This is a genomic window from Achromobacter spanius, from assembly GCF_029637605.1.
Classification (GTDB): Bacteria; Pseudomonadota; Gammaproteobacteria; order Burkholderiales; family Burkholderiaceae_B; genus Achromobacter; species Achromobacter spanius_E.
On record NZ_CP121261.1, the window covers coordinates 6020933 to 6038192 of the forward strand.

17 protein-coding genes are annotated in these 17260 nt (G+C 63.8%); 4 read left to right on the forward strand and 13 right to left on the reverse strand.

Translation table 11 applies throughout. From position 1 onward, the window contains the following. The first annotated feature begins 126 nt into the window (after positions 1 to 126). From P8T11_RS26965 to ftsB, 3 genes are all read left to right on the forward strand, one after another. A complete protein-coding gene (locus P8T11_RS26965; RefSeq protein ID WP_046802646.1) occupies positions 127 to 411 on the forward strand; it encodes a DUF1330 domain-containing protein in 285 nt (94 codons plus the stop codon). A gap of 4 nt (positions 412 to 415) precedes the next feature. Further along, positions 416 to 1702: a phosphopyruvate hydratase gene (gene eno, locus P8T11_RS26970; RefSeq protein ID WP_268079218.1), complete on the forward strand. Its 1287-nt coding sequence runs from the start codon at positions 416 to 418 to the stop codon at positions 1700 to 1702. A 71-nt stretch (positions 1703 to 1773) separates the two neighbouring features. Next, positions 1774 to 2175 carry a cell division protein FtsB gene (gene ftsB, locus P8T11_RS26975; RefSeq protein ID WP_268079217.1) on the forward strand — a complete coding sequence of 134 codons (402 nt, stop codon included), beginning with the start codon at positions 1774 to 1776 and terminating at the stop codon, positions 2173 to 2175. Positions 2176 to 2182: 7 nt separating this feature from the next. On the opposite strand, the gene P8T11_RS26980 is transcribed toward ftsB, so the two are convergent. The 13 genes from P8T11_RS26980 to P8T11_RS27040 all read right to left on the reverse strand — a co-directional run bounded on the left by P8T11_RS26980 (position 2183) and on the right by P8T11_RS27040 (position 16051). Continuing rightward, positions 2183 to 2902, reverse strand: a complete 720-nt coding sequence (locus P8T11_RS26980) for a TadE/TadG family type IV pilus assembly protein (protein ID WP_268079216.1) — start codon at positions 2900 to 2902, stop codon at positions 2183 to 2185. 89 nt (positions 2903 to 2991) lie between these two features. Beyond that, positions 2992 to 3921, reverse strand: a complete 930-nt coding sequence (gene hslO / locus P8T11_RS26985; RefSeq protein ID WP_268079215.1) for an Hsp33 family molecular chaperone HslO — start codon at positions 3919 to 3921, stop codon at positions 2992 to 2994. A 73-nt stretch (positions 3922 to 3994) separates the two neighbouring features. Further along, positions 3995 to 4516: a gamma carbonic anhydrase family protein gene (locus tag P8T11_RS26990; protein ID WP_268079214.1), complete on the reverse strand. Its 522-nt coding sequence runs from the start codon at positions 4514 to 4516 to the stop codon at positions 3995 to 3997. Positions 4517 to 4519: 3 nt separating this feature from the next. Next, the gene (locus tag P8T11_RS26995; protein WP_418910266.1) at positions 4520 to 6382 is read right to left on the reverse strand and encodes an acyl-CoA synthetase; all 1863 of its coding nucleotides are present in this window, start codon (positions 6380 to 6382) and stop codon (positions 4520 to 4522) included. A gap of 129 nt (positions 6383 to 6511) precedes the next feature. After that, a complete protein-coding gene (locus tag P8T11_RS27000; protein WP_268079213.1) occupies positions 6512 to 7384 on the reverse strand; it encodes a UDP-2,3-diacylglucosamine diphosphatase in 873 nt (290 codons plus the stop codon). A gap of 96 nt (positions 7385 to 7480) precedes the next feature. After that, complete coding sequence (locus P8T11_RS27005) at positions 7481 to 7999, reverse strand: RDD family protein (RefSeq protein ID WP_268079212.1); 519 nt, start codon at positions 7997 to 7999, stop codon at positions 7481 to 7483. 115 nt (positions 8000 to 8114) lie between these two features. Further along, entirely contained in the window at positions 8115 to 8303 is a 189-nt protein-coding gene (locus tag P8T11_RS27010; protein ID WP_035212795.1) for a hypothetical protein, read from the reverse strand. A gap of 257 nt (positions 8304 to 8560) precedes the next feature. Beyond that, positions 8561 to 9919, reverse strand: a complete 1359-nt coding sequence (locus P8T11_RS27015) for a THUMP domain-containing class I SAM-dependent RNA methyltransferase (RefSeq protein ID WP_326494535.1) — start codon at positions 9917 to 9919, stop codon at positions 8561 to 8563. A gap of 574 nt (positions 9920 to 10493) precedes the next feature. Next, a complete protein-coding gene (locus P8T11_RS27020) occupies positions 10494 to 10922 on the reverse strand; it encodes a CopD family protein (RefSeq protein ID WP_268079210.1) in 429 nt (142 codons plus the stop codon). A gap of 255 nt (positions 10923 to 11177) precedes the next feature. Beyond that, positions 11178 to 12626, reverse strand: a complete 1449-nt coding sequence (locus P8T11_RS27025; RefSeq protein WP_268079209.1) for a bifunctional 2-methylcitrate dehydratase/aconitate hydratase — start codon at positions 12624 to 12626, stop codon at positions 11178 to 11180. Between the two features lie 76 nt (positions 12627 to 12702). Then, positions 12703 to 13896 (reverse strand): bifunctional 2-methylcitrate synthase/citrate synthase, encoded by a 1194-nt coding sequence (gene prpC, locus P8T11_RS27030; protein WP_230693649.1) that lies wholly within the window; start codon positions 13894 to 13896, stop codon positions 12703 to 12705. Between the two features lie 96 nt (positions 13897 to 13992). After that, a complete protein-coding gene (prpB, locus tag P8T11_RS27035) occupies positions 13993 to 14883 on the reverse strand; it encodes a methylisocitrate lyase (protein ID WP_259251834.1) in 891 nt (296 codons plus the stop codon). A 178-nt stretch (positions 14884 to 15061) separates the two neighbouring features. After that, positions 15062 to 16051 carry a malate dehydrogenase gene (locus P8T11_RS27040; protein WP_006218122.1) on the reverse strand — a complete coding sequence of 330 codons (990 nt, stop codon included), beginning with the start codon at positions 16049 to 16051 and terminating at the stop codon, positions 15062 to 15064. 346 nt (positions 16052 to 16397) lie between these two features. Between P8T11_RS27040 and P8T11_RS27045 the strand changes: the two genes are divergently transcribed. After that, positions 16398 to 17177 carry a GntR family transcriptional regulator gene (locus tag P8T11_RS27045; protein WP_050449837.1) on the forward strand — a complete coding sequence of 260 codons (780 nt, stop codon included), beginning with the start codon at positions 16398 to 16400 and terminating at the stop codon, positions 17175 to 17177. Positions 17178 to 17260 lie beyond the last annotated feature (83 nt).

A 17260-nucleotide genomic window follows, 5' to 3' on the forward strand; every position in this document is an offset into this window, starting at 1 on the left:
CGGCGCTGCTTTCGGATACAACCAATTAGCATCGGACAGGTGTCGCCAGGCCGCTTTGCGCGACACTGGCGGCTTTGCCGCATCCGGCGCCACCCCCTTTCAACGCCACTGCTCTGAAGGAACCCCATGAGTGCTTACATCATCGCCGAAGTCACGGTGACCAAGCCCGCGCAATACGAGGACTACAAGCGTCTGTCCACGCTCGCCATGCGCGCGTACGATGCCAAGGTCCTGGTGCGGGGCGGCGAGACCAAGCACCTTGAGGGCCGTAAGCCTGGCCGCACCGTCGTCATGGAGTTTCCGTCCATGACTGCTGCCCAGGCCTTCTACGACTCCTGGCAGTACCGCCGTGCCCGCAACGCCCGCGAGGGCGCGGCTGTCATGAATATGTTTATCGTTCAGGGAATGTAAAGTCATGAGTGCAATCGTCGATATCATCGGCCGCGAGATTCTGGATTCGCGCGGCAACCCCACCGTGGAATGCGATGTGCTGCTGGAGTCCGGCGCCATGGGCCGCGCGGCCGTGCCGTCCGGCGCATCCACCGGCGCCCGCGAAGCCATCGAACTGCGTGACGGCGACAAGGGCCGTTATCTGGGCAAGGGCGTGCTGCGCGCCGTTGAAAATCTGAACACCGAGATCTCCGAAGCCTTGATGGGCCTGGACGCCCAGGAACAGACCTTCGTCGATCGCACCTTGATCGAGCTGGACGGCACGGATTCCAAGGAACGCCTGGGCGCCAACGCCATCCTGGCTGCCAGCATGGCCGTGGCCCGCGCCGCCGCCGACGAATCCGGCCTGTCGCTGTACCGTTACTTCGGCGGCAGCGGCCCCATGAGCATGCCCGTGCCGATGATGAACGTCATCAACGGCGGCGCGCACGCCAACAACACGCTCGACCTGCAAGAACTGATGATCCTGCCGGTAGGCGCGGGCAGCTTCCGCGAAGCCCTGCGCTGGGGCGCTGAAGTCTTCCACATGCTGAAGAAGCTGATTCACGGCCAGGGCATGTCCACGGCTGTGGGTGACGAAGGCGGTTTTGCGCCCAACGTGCCCAGCCATGAAGCCGCCATCCAACTGATCCTGAAGGCCATCACCGAAGCCGGCTACGAGCCGGGCACGCAGATCGCCCTGGGCCTGGATTGCGCCAGCTCGGAGTTCTACCGCGACGGCAAGTACACGCTGGCCGGCGAAGGCGGCATCTCGCTGTCCTCGCAGGAATTCACCAACCTGCTGGCTACCTGGTGCGACAAGTACCCGATCATCTCCATCGAAGACGGCATGGCCGAAAACGACTGGGACGGCTGGAAGCTGTTGACCGACCAGTTGGGCAAGAAGGTGCAATTGGTGGGCGACGACCTGTTCGTCACCAACACCAAGATCCTGCGTGAAGGCATCCAGAAGGGCGTCGCCAACTCGATCCTGATCAAGATCAACCAGATCGGCACGCTGACCGAAACCTTCGCCGCCATCGAAATGGCCAAGCGCGCCGGCTATACCGCCGTCGTGTCGCACCGCTCTGGCGAAACCGAAGATTCCACCATCGCCGACATCGCCGTGGCGACCAACGCCATGCAGATCAAGACGGGTTCGTTGTCCCGTTCGGATCGCATGGCCAAGTACAACCAGCTCTTGCGCATTGAAGAAGAGCTGGCCGAAGTGGCCTCGTATCCTGGCCTGGAAGCTTTCTACAACCTGCGTTGATGGGAAGCGCGGTGGCAGCGCCTGGCGCCGCCACCGCATCCGCGCCACGACTGCTCTGAGGGTTCTCGCGTATGCGCCTGTTGTTCCTGGTGCTGTTCGTGCTGGTCGGCTTGATCCAATATCCGCTGTGGCTGGGTAAGGGAGGCTGGTTCAAGGTCTGGGATCTGCAACGCCAAGTGGCCGAGCAGCGCGAGACCAACGAAGGCCTGCGCGCGCGCAATGCGGCGCTGGAAGCTGAAGTGCGCGATCTTGAAGGTGGCACTGGGGCCATAGAAGAGCGTGCGCGCGGTGAACTGGGCATGATGCGCGAAGGCGAAGTGTTCGTTCAGGTTCTACCGCAGAATGTGCACCCGCCCGCCGGTGGCGCTTCGGTGGCGACCGGCGGAGCCGCCAAGCCGGCAACGCCCGCGCGCAGCGGCGCGGCGGCCGCCAAACCATCCGCCAACGCCGCAGGCACCGCCCCACGGCACTGACGCCCAGTCATTGGCAGCGGGCGTTGCGGCATGCGCCCGCCACAATCTCCGCGGGGTATCGCCCGCTTCCTGTCCAATCGACGGGATGTGAGTGCATTTCCATTTCCAGTTCAATCTGAATCGGCAGCAAGCCATGCTGGCGGGCCACGCCCGCGTAGCTGGCATCGTTGCGGCCCAGCGTTGCCAAGACGGCGCGCACGGGCGCAAACCACGGCTTGTGCAGATAGGTCAGGCGCAGCGCCAAGGTGTTGGCCTCAAAAACGCTGGGGCCACCAGGGCGTGGGGGCCTGCGCGCGTGTTGCAGATCTTGGTATTCATTGTCGATGGCGCGCCGGCCGGGTGCCCCGGGCACGTTCAGCCCGGCACGGCCGTGTTCGCGGAAGGCGCGGGCGTTGGGCCGCAGCACTTCAATGCGCCATGGCGTCAGGTCTGCGGATGCAACGCGTTCGGCTTGTTCGCGCGTCAATTGCCGCAAGGCGCCTGCTTTACCGAGGACGCTGGCATGCAGGGGCAGCAGCCCTTGGAGGAAGGCATCGCGCATGGGGATGGGGTTGCCGTGGGCGGTCGCACCCGCGCGCGCCGCCTCCATCAGCGCCACGTGCACCATGTGGCGTACGGCCTGCCAGCGTGCGGCTTCCACGCCCAGCAGTAACACCATGGCGCCAGCCACGGCGAATTCGATGGCGGCGGCGCCCCGCTGACGTGGCGCAAAGAAAAAGGCGGTCATGGCTGCGCAGTGTGGCGCGGGCATGACCGCCTGTCGATACGGACAATCCGGCGTGATGGAAACGTCCCGCGTGACGGGACGCGGCCCTATCAGTGCACCGTGGGAGGCGCGTCGTCGGCCGGGGGTTGGTTGGGGGAGAACAGCGTGGCGCAGTCGACGGCGTCGAACTTGTACGGCTTGCCGCAGAAGTCGCAGGACACATCCACCTGGCCGCGCTCGGCCAGGACGCTGTTGACTTCCTCTTCGCCCAGCGAACGCAGCATGCTGGCCACGCGTTCGCGCGTGCAGGGGCAATGCCAGCGCACGGCCACCGGGTCAAATGCCAACAGGGTGTCTTCCCAGAACAGGCGATGGATCAGCGTGTCGATGTCGGCTTCCAGCACTTCGTCGCGCTTGAGCGTGCTGGCCAATGCCACGACGCGATCCCAGGTGTCGGCCGCCGTCTGCTCGGTCAACAGCGGTGCATCGGTGCCGCCGTGGAAAGGCAGGCGCTGCACGAGCATGCCCGCGGCATGATCGGCGTCGGCAGCCAGCCACAAGCGCGTGTCGAGCTGTTCGGAAGCCTTCATGTAGTGCTGTAACGCCTGCGCCACCGTGTCGCCTTCCAGCGGGACGATGCCCTGGTAGGTTTGCTGGCCGGGCAGCTTGCGCTGCGGGTCCAGTACCACGATGAAGCGGCCGTTGCCGCCCGGGTTGAGCAGGCTTTGCATGGTGCCGTCGGCCGGCACTTCGTGGCCTTCGCGCACCTTGACGGTGGCGCGCAGGCTCAAGTCGGAACGGCATTCCACCACCAGCAACGCGATGGGGCCATCGCCCTGGATCTGTAGCACCAGCGAACCATCAAACTTGATGTTGGCGGCAAGCAGGGTGGACGCGGCGACCAGTTCGCCCAGCAGGTGGGTAATGGCGGGCGGATAGTCATGGTTGGCCTGAACGGCCTTCCAGGTCGCGTCCAGGCGCACGGCCTGGATGCGGACGCTGCGGTCTTCGGTAAGGTATTTTTTCAGCTGATCGGTCATGGGGGGAATCTTAGCCGATCAGGCGGCCCAATTCCCGCGTCGCCAGCAGGGCTTCGGGCCGCGCCCGGCGGGCTCAGGCCAGGCGTTTGAGCGCCGTCTTGTAGTGTTGGCCGCGCGCCACGTAATGGGCGGTGTTGTGGTGCAAATTGGCGATTTCTTCTTCCGAGAGTTCGCGCACCACTTTGCCGATTCCGATCACCAGCGAGTTGTCTGGAATGACCCGGCCTTCGGGGATGATCGCGCCTGCGCCGATCAGGCAATTCCGGCCAATCACGGCGTTGTTCAGCACGATGGCCTGCATGCCCACCAGCGCGCCTTCGTGGATGGTGCAGCCATGCAGCATGGCTTGATGGCCCACGGTGACGTTAGGGCCGATCGTCATGGGACAGCCGCTATCCACGTGCAGGACGCTGGATTCCTGGATATTGGTGCCACTCCGGATCAGGATGGCGTCGTTGTCGCCCCGGATCGATACGTGCGACCAGATGCTGACGCCGGCTTCCAACGTGACGTTGCCGATGATGTCGGCACTGTCGGCGACATAGGCGGCAGGGTCAATGTGGGGAATCAGGTCGTCAAGCTGGTAAATCGGCATTGCCTAGGTCTCCGATAGTTTTTCTGGGCCGGGCGGGGCTGATGGGGTCGATGGCGCCGATGCTGCCGGCTGGGCGGGTGCCGCGTCCGCGGCCCCGGCTTGCTCTGCGGCCGTAGCCAGGGAGGGCGCAGTCGGAGCAGGCGCAGTCGGAGCCGAGGCCGGGGCCGAGGCAGGCGCAACCGAGGCGGGCGCAACCGACGCAGGCGCGGGCATGGCGCGCGCGCGTTCTTCTTCGCGCAGGCGCAGGATGCGGCGTTGGATCTTACCGGTGGTGGTCATCGGCAATTCGTCGACGAACTCGATTTCCTTCGGATATTCGTAGGGCGCCAGGCGCTCGCGCACATGTTCCTGCAGGTTCTCGATGACGTCGGTGCGGTCGCGCTGGGCGAACTCGGGCGTCAGCACGACATAGGCCTTGACCAGCGCACCGCGCTCGGCGTCCGGCTTGGGCACCACGGCAGCGTTGGCCACGGCCGGATGGCCGATCAGGCAGCTTTCGATTTCTCCTGGGCCGATGCGATAACCGGCGGATTTGAACACGTCGTCGGCGCGGCCGGCATACCAGAGGTAGCCATCCGCATCGAGGGTGGCCAGGTCGCCCGTCAGGCACCAGTCGCCTTTGAACTTGGCCTGGGTGGCGGCTTCATTGCGCCAGTAGCCCAGGAACATCACCGGGTCCGGATAGCCGTGGATATCCAGCCGGTTGACCGCGATCTCGCCGGTTTCGCCCGGCGCCACTGCTTGCCCGGCCTCGTTCAGCACCGCCACCTGGTGGCCGGGATACGGGCGGCCCATGCTGCCCGCGCGGGCAGGCCAGCGCTTCTGGCTATTGCCCACCACGTAGTTCATTTCTGTCTGGCCGAACATCTCGTTGGGCGTCACGCCCAAGGCCGACTGGCACCAGCCAAAAACCGTCTCGCCCACGCTTTCGCCCGCGCTCATGATGGAGCGCAGCGCCAGCTTGTAGTGGTTGCGGGGTTCCGGCACCGCCTTCATCATCATCTTCAGGGCGGTGGGAAAGAGAAAGGTGTTGGTGACCTGGTAGCGCTCCATGAGCTCGAACGCGCGCTCGGGCGAAAAGCGGCCGCGCGTGCCCACGATGGGGTGTCCGAAATACAGGGTGGGCAACAGCGCGTCCATCATGCCGCCGGTCCAGGCCCAGTCGGCGGGTGACCAGAACACGTCGGCGGGCTTGGGAAACCAGTCTTGCGAGGCCACGAAGCCCGGCAGGTTGCCGATCAGCACGCTATGGGGCAGCAGGGCGCCCTTGGGCGCGCCGGTGGTGCCGGACGTGTAGAGCAGGATGGCGGGGTCCGACGAGCGGGTCGGGATTGCCTTGAATTCGTTGGGCTGGCGCGCCAGCAGGCTGCGCCAGGGCAGCACACGCTCATCCGCGAATCCGATTCCGATGATCTGCTGCAAATGGGGGCAGTTGTCGCTTACCGCCAGCAGGTTGGCGCTGGAGGCGTGGTCCACGATGGCGACTCGCGTTTCAGAGTCGCGCAGGCGGCTTTCCAGCGCCTCGGGACCGAACAACGCCGACAAGGGCAGCACAACCCCCCCAACGGTGTAGATGGCCATGTGGGCCACAACCGTTTCCGGCCGTTGCCCCAGCACCACACCGACGCGGTCGCCCCGGCCCACGCCCATCTTCACCAGGCCGTTGGCCAGTTGATTGACGGCTTCGGCCAGGCGGGCATAGGTCCAGACCTCGCGGTTGCCGGATTCGTCTTCGTAGTAGATGGCGATGCGCCGCGCATCCGGACTACTGGATGCCCAGCGGTGGCAGCACGCTTCCGCGATGTTGAACTGGGTGGGAACCAGCCAGCGGAATGATTGGTAGAGCGCCTGATATTGGTCGTTCATGGCCCTATGTTGTAAGCATGTTGCAGCTGCGTGAACGGACCGGCTCGCCCGTTGGCTCAGATGCAAGCATGACCTAGAGGGCCGTGAACTGCAATATCCCCGTTGCGTAATGGGGACGCATTCGGGTTATCACGGATGTTTGCCTTGGCGGCGCAGGGCTGACGGCAGCGCAGGAAGCGACAGCGAACGCGGAGGGCGGGCAGAGGGGTCCGTTTGACGTTCGGCCTGGATGGCGGCCCAGTCCAGCAGTTGCAACTGGCCCTCGTGGGTTTCCGCCAGAGCCGACAGGCTTTCCACCCAGTCGCCGTCATTGCAATACAGAATGCCGTTCACATCGCGCAGTTCGGCCTTGTGGATGTGTCCGCACACGACACCGTCCAGCCCGCGCCGGCGCGCCTCGCCCGCCAGCGCCTCTTCAAAATCCGTGATGAAGGACACCGCGTTCTTGACCTTGTGCTTCAGATACTGCGACAGCGACCAGTAGTGCAGGCCCAGTCGGTGGCGCAGCCGGTTGAAATGGTGGTTGATCCACAAGGCCAGTTGGTAGAGGCCGTCGCCCAGATGCGCCAGCCAGCGGCTGTGCTGGATCACGCCGTCGAACTGGTCGCCGTGCAGCACCAGCAGGCGCAATCCTTTGGCCGTGACGTGGACGTCTTCGTCCAGGATTTCAATGTCGCCAAATGCGTAACCCGCGAATTCACGCGCGAATTCGTCATGGTTGCCGGGGATGAACACCACCCGAGTGCCGTTGCGGGCTTTGCGCAAGATGCGCTGGATGACGTCGTTGTGCGCGCGTGGCCAGTGCCAGTGCTTGCGCAGTTGCCAGCCGTCCACGATGTCGCCCACCAGGTACAGGGTGTCCGAGTCGTTGTGATCCAGGAAATCGAGCAGGAATTCCGCCTTGCACCCGGCAGTGCCCAGGTGAATGTCGGAAATCCAGAGGGCACGCCAGTGTGCGGGGCGGATTTCGTTCACGGTCGCTTCCATGTGGGCTGTCGTCATGCCTAGGAATGAGACCAGCCGGCCATGACGGGCGTATGAAGTTTTCGTGACGCTGTTGTGACGGCTGACCGGCGCCGTCCTCGCCAGGGGGGGAGACTATTGCGTCTTCTGACGTCCAGGCGCGTTGCGCAGCCGCGTACCAAGCAGCCGGTCGTGCAGGAACTGGCCCTCGGGATCGAACCAGGACCAGATAAAGATCGTGAACGGTGCGGCGACGATGAACATGTCCACCGACGGCCAGCCGGTCAGGCTGGCGGCGCCCCACACCACGGCCGCGCCAGCCAGCACCAGTGGCCAGACCAGGACGTAGCGCAGAATCAGGCGCGGCATTTTCGGGGTGTTGCCGTCCCGGTCCACCAGCCTGATGTTCCAGGTTTTCATGGGCAGCGTCTGCCCACGGCGGCGCCAGCACAGCACGAAGTAGGCACCAATGGCGACGAACAACCACGCTTGGCGGGTCGGACGCAGCTCCAGCGCGTTCTTGCTTTGGGTCAGTGTGTCCAGCAGGTAGCCGGCCAGAAACACGACGCCGAAGAGCAGCACGGCTTCATACATCATGCAGGCGAATCGGCGCAGCCGATTGGGAGTCTGGTCGAGGTAAGCGTCGGTCGTCATGGGTCGCCATTATCCGACAAAAAAAAACCCGCCGGTAAGGGCGGGTCTATAAAAGGGGCTATGCAGCCCCCAAGGGGAAAATCGTTCGGGCCGCGAATCAGGCCCAGGTAAAGCTTCAGGCGGCGGAGTGCGCGTTCTTGGCGCTCGTCTTGCCAGCCAGGGCTTTCACGCCGTGGGCCAGCTTACGCAGGCCTGCGGCCAATGCCCGCATCGGGTGCGGACGGAATTGCTCTTCAATTGCCTGGAGCATCAGTTGACGCTCGAGTTCGTCGGTCAGGCGGATGGTGTTGTTCGGGTTGATCACAATAGCCTCCACGGGCTTGCTCAGTTGTTTAGCTACTAGGGATAACCCGAATTATAGGGGTTAACCCTGGGCCTGTGCAAGTGGCAGATGCAAGCTGGTGCAATGTGGCAACACCTTGGTGCTGATAATGCCCCAAATCCGAGCGTCGGGGCACCTTAAGCAAAGATACGGGCGCCATGTTGCGGCGCTTTTACAACGTGGCGGCAAGTCTGAAAGGGAGGAGGGGCCCGGGCGAGAACCGCCCGGGCCGAGATCGTTCAGACGTCGCGGTAGCCGGCGGCAACCAGCTCGAAGCCGAAGAGGCGGCAGTCCAGCGCACCGTTGTACAGCGGTACGCGGCGCTTGGGCTTCAAGCGCATCTGGTTGGGCAACGTCATGTCGCTGGTGATGACATGCAACTGCCAGCCCGCGAAATTACGTTTCAGGCAGGCGGCCCAGTCGCGCCACAAGTCGGCGTCTTGCTCGGTCAGCATGCGCTCGCCATAGGGCGGGTTGGTGACGATCCAGCCGTGGTCGGCGGGCGCCGTTATCTGGCGGGCATCGCCGACTTCAAAGCGGATCGAGTCGGCCGTCAGCCAGGCGCGCTCGGCGTTGTTCTGAGCGAATTCAATGGCTTGCGGATCCAGGTCGTAGCCGACCAGCGGCGCGTCCAATTGGGGCAGGATGCGTGAACGGGCATCGTCCTTCAGGTCGCGCCAGCGGTAGGCGTCGTGGTCGCGCAGACGTTCAAAACCGAACGGACGCGAAATGCCGGGAGGCACGCCAAGCGCAATCCAGGCCGCTTCGATCAAAATGGTGCCCGACCCGCAGAACGGGTCCAGCAGTGGCGCGGCGGGGTCCCAGCCGGCCAGGGCCAGCATGCCGGCCGCCAGGTTTTCGCGCAGCGGCGCCTCGCCCTTGTCCAGGCGCCAGCCGCGCTTGAACAGCGATTCGCCCGACGTGTCCAGATACAGCGTGGCCGTATGGCCCGTCAGGAACAGGTGGACGCGCGCGTCCGGGCGCACCGTATCGATGCTGGGGCGTTCGCCTTCCAGTTCGCGCAGGCGGTCGCAGATGCCATCCTTGGCGCGCAGGTTGCAGTACTGCAAGCTCTGCACCGGGCTCTTGATGGCCGAGGTGTCCACGCGCAGCGTCTGTTCGGCGCCGAACCAGCGTTCCCAGGGGGTGTCGCGGGCCAGGTCGAGGATATCGTCTTCATGCGAGATTTCGGCGTGCGCCACCTGCACCAGAATGCGGGTGGCCAGGCGCGAATACAAGTTGGCGCGCTGCACTCCAGCCCAGTCGGCCGTGAACGAGCAACCGGCTCGGCCGGCCTGGGCATCGTCGTAGCCCAGCGCCTGCATTTCGGCGGTCAGGGCTTCTTCCAGGCCTTGCGGGCAGGGGGCAAACACCGTGAACACTTCCGCCTGGTGGGTTTCGCGCGGGCGGCGGCTGCGGGTTTCGACGCGCGGTGCGCGGTCTTGATGGTCGTCCGGCGACGCGTGCTGGTAATCGTTGCGTGCCTCGGTGAATTCCGGTTCCGGGGTGTGCTCGGTCGCTTCGGCTCGAAAATCGGGAGCGGGGCCGTCATCTTCAAACGGGTCGTAGAAGCGGCCCGCCGGCGTGGCTGGCGCAATGTACTGGTCATCAAGGCGCGGTGCGCGTTGCGGCGGACGGCCTGAACGGGCGTTGGGTGCGGCGTCGCGGCGCGAGTCGTCGGAGCGCCCACGGGCGGGCTGCCCGCGATCGTACCGGCCGCGTTCGGAGTTGCCACGATCAGAGCTGCCGCGTTCGGAGCCACCCCGTTCGGAGTTGCCACGTTCGGACCCGCGACGTTCGGAGCCGCCCCGTGCAGATCCGCCGCGTTCGGGCGCGCCCCGTTCCGCCGAGCCTCGGCCGGCAGCGCCACGACCTTCGCCACGGCTCGGTTGCCCACGCTCATACTGGCCGCGTGCACCAGCGCCCGGTTTGCGGCGCGCCTCTTCTTCCTGGCGGCGTTGATAGCCTTCAGGGTCCTTTTGGCGTTCTACGTTTTCTTTGGTGCGCGAGATCTGCGCGACCAGCCTGGCGCGGGCACCGGTGCGGGTGCGCTTGGGCGCCTCTTCGGCATGGGCGTCGCGCGCCGTTTTTTTGATCGTCAGCGTCTTGCGCGGGCGGTCCTTGTCATCAGAGGACATACGAATCCTGGCGAATGTGCAAAGGTAGGGGGAATCAGAAGGGTTTGACGACGACCAGCGCCACCACCACCAAGAGCAGCAAGACGGGAACTTCGTTGAACCAGCGATAGAATTTGTGCGAACGGGTGTTTTTGCCCTGTTCGAACTTACGCAGCATCAAGCCACAGGCGTGATGGTAGCCGATGACGAGCAAGACGAAAAAGAGTTTGGCATGCATCCAGCCGTTGCCTGGACCCACGCCGATGCGGTAGCCCAGGTACAGCCACATGCCGAACACAACGGCGACCACGGCAAGAATGGTGGTGAAGCGGTACAGCCGGCGCGCCATGCCCAGCAGGATTGCCTGGACGGATGCGTCCGATTGCTGCGCCAGGTTCACGAAAATGCGCGGCAGATAGAACAATCCGGCAAACCAGGAAGCGATAAAAACAATGTGAAAGGTCTTGACCCAAAGCATGCCCATGGCAAGCCTCCGTCGAGGAAAGCCGCATTGTAAGGCCGCCCGTTGCCCGTAGGATGGGTGCAGCGCGATACGCCCGCCCCAAGAACTCCGACGTCAAACGCGCGAAACCCATCAAGCAACCGTGGACGGCAAGGGGCCCACCGCAAGAACCTCCGACAGATTCCGGCTCTCGATCAGGACTGGTTCTGCTCCAGCATGGGTTGCGCGCGTTCAGCACTTGCGCGTTAGCAAGCGTTCACGCGCGCTTCACCCATCCTACGTGTACAGGTCCACGTATTCGTGGACCGGCATGGCTTCCAGCGCGTGTTGATCCAGCGACACGTCCAGGATGCGGCGTTGCTGCTTGGCTGCGAACATGCGGGCCAGATTGGTGCGGAACTTGGCTTCCAGCAGCGGGATGCCGTCCGCGCGGCGGCGCTTGTGGCCGATGGGATATTCGCAGACGATTTCGTCCAGCTTGGATCCGTCGTTGAACTCCACCGTCAGCGCATTGGCTATCGAGCGCTTGTCCGGGTCGTGGTAGTCGCGGGTGTAGGCCGGGTCTTCCACGCAGACGATCTTGTCGCGCAGGATGTCGATGCGCGGGTCGCGCGCGACCTCGTCTTCGTAGTCGCCGGCAGTCAAGCGGCCGAACAGCACCGGCACAGCCACCATGTACTGGATGCAGTGGTCGCGGTCGGCGGGGTTGTTCAGCGGGCCCTTCTTGTCGATGATGCGGATGCACGCTTCATGCGTGCGGATCGTGATGGCCTTGATGTCGTCCGCGCTTTTGCCCAGTGCGTTGAGCTTTGCGTGGATGTCCATGGCGCATTCCACGGCGGTCTGCGAATGGAATTCCGCCGGGAACGATATCTTGAACAGCACGTTCTCCATCACGTAGCTGCCATACGGCCGCTGGAACTTGAACGGCTGCCCCTTGAAGAGCACGTCGTAAAAGCCCCAGGTCTTGGCGCTAAGCACCGACGGGTAACCCATTTCACCGGTTTTCGCGATCAGCGCCAGGCGCACGGCGCGGCTGGTGGCGTCGCCCGCGGCCCAGCTTTTGCGGCTGCCGGTGTTGGGTGCGTGGCGATACGTGCGCAGGCTTTGGCCGTCGACCCAGGCCAGCGACACGGCGTTGATGACCTCGTCGCGATCCAGGCCCAGCATCTGAGCCACCACGGCGGTCGACGCCACCTTGACCAGCACCACGTGATCCAGACCGACCTTGTTGAAGGAATTTTCCAGCGCGATGCAGCCCTGGATTTCATGCGCCTTGATCATGCCGGTCAGCACGTCACGCATGGTCAGCGGGGGCTTGCCGGCGGCGACGGCCGTGCGCGACAGCCAATCGGCCGTGGCCAGGATGCCGCCCAGATTGTCGGACGGGTGGCCCCATTCAGCGGCTAGCCAGGTGTCGTTGAAATCCAGCCAGCGGATCATCGTGCCGATGTTGAACGCGGCCTGCACGGGGTCAAGCTGGAACGGCGTGCCTGGCACCTTGGCGCCGTTGGGCACCACGGTGCCAGGCACGATCGGCCCCAGCAGCTTCTTGCACGCCGGGTATTCCAGCGCTTCCAGGCCGCAGCCCAGCGTGTCGATCAGGCAGTTGCGTGCGGTCTCGTACGCCAGGCTGCTCTTGATCTCGTAGTTGAGAACGTAGTCCGCGATATCGACCAGGACCTGATCGGGATCGGGACGTACGTTTGAGATTGGGGCGGACATTGCGAACCCTCCTTAGCGAAGAAGTGAATACAGGTGGCCATGCCGCGCCTTGTTCTCGTTCTGGTTGCGGGTCGCCTTACTTGCGTTTTTCCAGCGGCACGAACTTCTGGTCTTCCGGGCCCACGTAGTTGGCGGTGGGGCGGATGATCTTGTTGTCGATGCGCTGCTCAATGATGTGGGCCGACCAGCCCGCCGTGCGCGCGATGACGAACAGCGGGGTGAACATGGCGGTGGGCACGCCCATCATGTGGTAGCTGACGGCCGAGAACCAGTCCAGGTTGGGGAACATCTTCTTGATGTCCCACATGACCGTTTCCAGGCGTTCGGCGATGTCGAACATCTTGGTGCTGCCGGCCTTCTTGGACAGCTTCTTCGCCACTTCCTTGATGACCTTGTTGCGCGGGTCGGACACGGTGTAGACCGGGTGGCCAAAGCCGATGATGACTTCCTTGGCCTCGACGCGGCGGCGGATGTCGGCTTCGGCTTCGTCCGGCGTGTCATAGCGCTTTTGCACGTCGAACGCCACTTCGTTGGCGCCGCCGTGCTTGGGGCCGCGCAGTGCGCCAATGGCGCCGGCAATCGACGAGAACATGTCCGAACCCGTGCCGGCGATGACGCGCGCGGTGAAGGTCGACGCATTGAACTCGTGCTCGGCGTACAGGTTCAAGGAGATGTGCATCGCCTTGACCCATTCATCGCTGGGCTTTTCGCCGTGCAGCAGATGCAGGAAGTGGCCGCCGATGCTGTCGTCGTCGGTTTGCACGTCGATCATGTGGCCGTTGTGGCTGTAGTGGTACCAGTACAGCAGGGCCGAACCCAGGTTGGCCATCAGGCGGTCGGCGATGTCGCGCGCGCCCGGGGTGTTGTGGTCGTCTTTTTCAGGCAGCACGCAGCCCAGCACCGACACGGCGGTGCGCATCACGTCCATGGGGTGGCTGGATGCCGGCAACGCTTCCAGCGCCACTTGCAACTGGGCGGGCAGGCCGCGCAGACTCTTCAGCTTTTGCTTGTACGCGGCCAGTTCGGCCTTGTTGGGCAGCTTGCCGTGGACCAGCAGGTGGGCAATTTCCTCGAACTCGCTGGTGTGGGCGATGTCCAGGATGTCGTAGCCGCGATAGTGCAGGTCGTTGCCGCTGCGGCCGACGGTGCACAGCGCGGTGTTGCCCGCGACCACGCCCGACAGGGCAACGGACTTCTTGGGTTTAAAACCGGCTTTCTCTTCCGGCTTGGCGTCCGGCTTGGCTTCTTGCTTTTTGGGAGCCGTGCTCATGTCTCTACTCCTTTCCTTTCGCTGTGGTCGATGCAATGGGGAACTAGCATGGCGCCGCGAGGGTGTCGCGGCGCCGGATACCGAAGGCGCAGCGCTTTACGCTTTGCCCTTCTGGAAGAGTGCATCCAGTTTGGATTCAAATTCGTGATAGCCGATGCGGTCGTACAGTTCGTCGCGCGTCTGCATCAGGTCCACCACGTTTTTCTGGTGGCCGTCGCGGCGGATGGCGGTGTAGACGGCTTCGGCGGCCTTGTTCATGGCGCGGAAGGCGGACAGCGGGTACAGCACCATGCCCACGCCTACGCTCTTGAGCTCTTCGACCGTAAATAGCGGCGTCTTGCCGAACTCGGTGATGTTGGCCAGCACTGGCACCTTCACGGCTTTGACAAAACGGTCATAAGTGGGCAGGTCGTAGGCGGCTTCGGCGAAGATGGCGTCGGCGCCGGCTTCCACGCAGGCCAGCGCGCGTTCGATCGCGGCGTCCACGCCGTGGGACGCAATGGCGTCGGTACGGGCGATCAGGTAGAAGTCGCTGTCGGTGCGCGCGTCGGCCGCGGCCTTGACGCGGTCGGCCATTTCTTCGGTGGTGACGATTTCCTTGCCCGGACGATGGCCGCAGCGCTTGGCGCCGACCTGGTCTTCGATGTGGCAGGCGGCTGCGCCGAACTTGATCAGGCTCTTGACGGTGCGGGCGATGTTGAACGCCGACGGGCCGAAGCCGGTATCGATGTCCACCACCAGCGGCACGTCGCACACGTCGGTGATGCGGCGCACGTCGGTCAAGACGTCGTCCATGGTGTTGATGCCCAGATCGGGCAGACCCAGCGAACCGGCCGCAACGCCGCCGCCCGACAGGTAGATGGCGCGGTAGCCGGCCCGCTTGGCCAGCAGGGCATGGTTGGCGTTGATGGCGCCGATGATTTGCAGCGGGCTTTCTTCGGCAAGGGCGCGGCGGAAGAGGGCGCCGGGCGATTCGGGTCTGGACATGGAGGTCTCCGTTCTTATGGCTAGCCCACGACCTTATCGCGGGTCCGGAATATAAATCTGTCCCCTACGCGACAATCCCGGCGCGGCCGGGCCAAGAGACAGGTGTATGTTTCGGCATGATCGCTACACAGAAGAATTGGGCCCGCATCAACGGGCCCAATTCTGATTCAAGCGCTGCTTACTTCAGCAGGTCCTTGACGCCGTCGCGCTCTTCCAGCAGCTCTTTCAGCGTGAAGTCCAGGCGCTCGCGCGAGAAGGCATCGATTTCCAGGCCTTCAACACGCTTGTATTCGCCGTTCTCGGTCGTGACCGGCACGCCGTAGATGATGCCTTCCGGGATGCCGTAGGAGCCGTCCGACGGAACACCCATCGTGACCCACTTGCCGTTGCTGCCCAGGACCCAGTCACGGACGTGGTCGATGGCGGCGTTGGCGGCCGAAGCGGCCGAGGACAGGCCACGGGCTTCGATGATGGCGGCGCCGCGCTTGCCCACGGTGGGGATGAACGTGTCGCGGTTCCAGGCGTCATCGTTGATGAGCTTGGTGAGCGACTCGCCGCCGACGGTGGCGAAGCGGAAATCCGGGTACATCGTGGGCGAGTGGTTGCCCCAGACGATCAGGTTTTCGATGTCGGCAACCGGCTTGCCCGACTTGGCCGACAACTGCGACAGGGCGCGGTTGTGGTCCAGTCGCAGCATGGCGGTGAAGTTCTTTGCCGGCAGGTCCGGCGCCGACTTCATGGCGATGTAGGCGTTGGTATTGGCGGGGTTGCCCACGACCAGCACCTTGACGTTGCGGCTGGCCACGTCGTTCAGGGCCTTGCCTTGCGCCGTGAAGATCTGGGCGTTGACGGACAGCAGGTCCTTGCGCTCCATGCCGGGGCCGCGCGGACGGGCGCCAACCAGCAGGGCCACGTCGGCGTCCTTGAAGGCAGTGCGGGGATCGCTGTGAGCGGTCACTTCCTGCAGGAGCGGGAAGGCGCAGTCATCCAATTCCATGATGACGCCCTTCAGGGCCTTTTGCGCTTTCTCGTCGGGGATTTCCAGCAGTTGCAGGATGACGGGTTGATCTTTACCCAGCATTTCGCCGGAGGCGATGCGGAATAGCAGTGCGTAACCGATTTGGCCGGCGGCGCCGGTGACGGCGACACGCAAGGCAGGCTTGGACATGGACGTTCTCCGTAATGGTTTGGCGAGAAAAAATCTCACCAATCAGTGTAATCGTTGGGGCATCAAAAACAGCGCGCGGAAGCAAGCCGGCGCGGGGCCCTGACAGCCGTGAATCCTAGAACGATTTCCAGGGGGCGTCAAACGCTCTTCTATCTTATATAAGACATAAGACGTTGGACAGCGTCTGGCCCGATATGCCACAATAGAGCGTTTATTCGAATGCGTTGCAGCCCGGTCTGTTGTGCCCCCTGACAGCGCATTTTGGATGTGGGTTTGCATCCCGTTTGCATCTTGTTTGCGCTGCCCTCCCATCATCCGGATGAACATGACACTTTCAAGAAGATCCATGGCAGAGCCTCGGCCCGAAACCTCCTTACGCACACGCGCCGCCCGTTCAACGGGCGAGGGGGCCGCTTTCAGTCCGCTCTATCGCCAGATCAAGGATCTGCTTGTCCAAAGCCTTGAGCGCGGCGAATGGAAGCCCGGTGAACTCATCCCCAGCGAAATCGATCTGGCTGCCCGTTTTCAGGTCAGCCAGGGCACGGTGCGCAAGGCGGTCGATGAGTTGGCTGCCGAGCACATGCTGCTGCGCCGCCAAGGCAAGGGCACTTTTGTCGCCACCCACCACGAAGCCCGCGTGCGCTACCGTTTTCTGCGCCTGGCCGCCGATGAAGAAGGCGAGGCCGGCCGCGCGGAAAGCCGCATCCTGGAATGCCGGCGCCTGCGCGCGCCCGCGGAGATCGCGCGCGCCCTGGACCTTCGGGCCGGCGAAACCGTCGTAATGATCCGCCGCCTGCTGTCCATGGGGCAGACACCCACCGTGGTGGACGACATCTGGCTACCTGGTTCCATTTTCCGTGGACTCACCCTCGAGCTGCTGACCGCCAACAAGGCGCCGCTCTATGGTCTGTTCGAATCCGAGTTCGGCGTCAGCATGGTGCGCGCGGACGAGAAGCTGCGCGCGGTGATCGCGCCGGCTGAAGTCTGTCCGCTGCTTAATGTTCCCGCCGGCACGCCGTTGTTGCAGGTAGATCGGGTGTCTTACACCTATGGTGACCGCCCCATGGAAATCCGCCGGGGTTTGTACTTGACCGATCGATATCACTACCGCAATAGTCTGAATTGATGAGCTTTTTAACTACGATTTGATACCAACCCAATCTCTGGGCGAAAATAGCGTGTTTGCCCGAAAGGGCCACGGCACTTTCG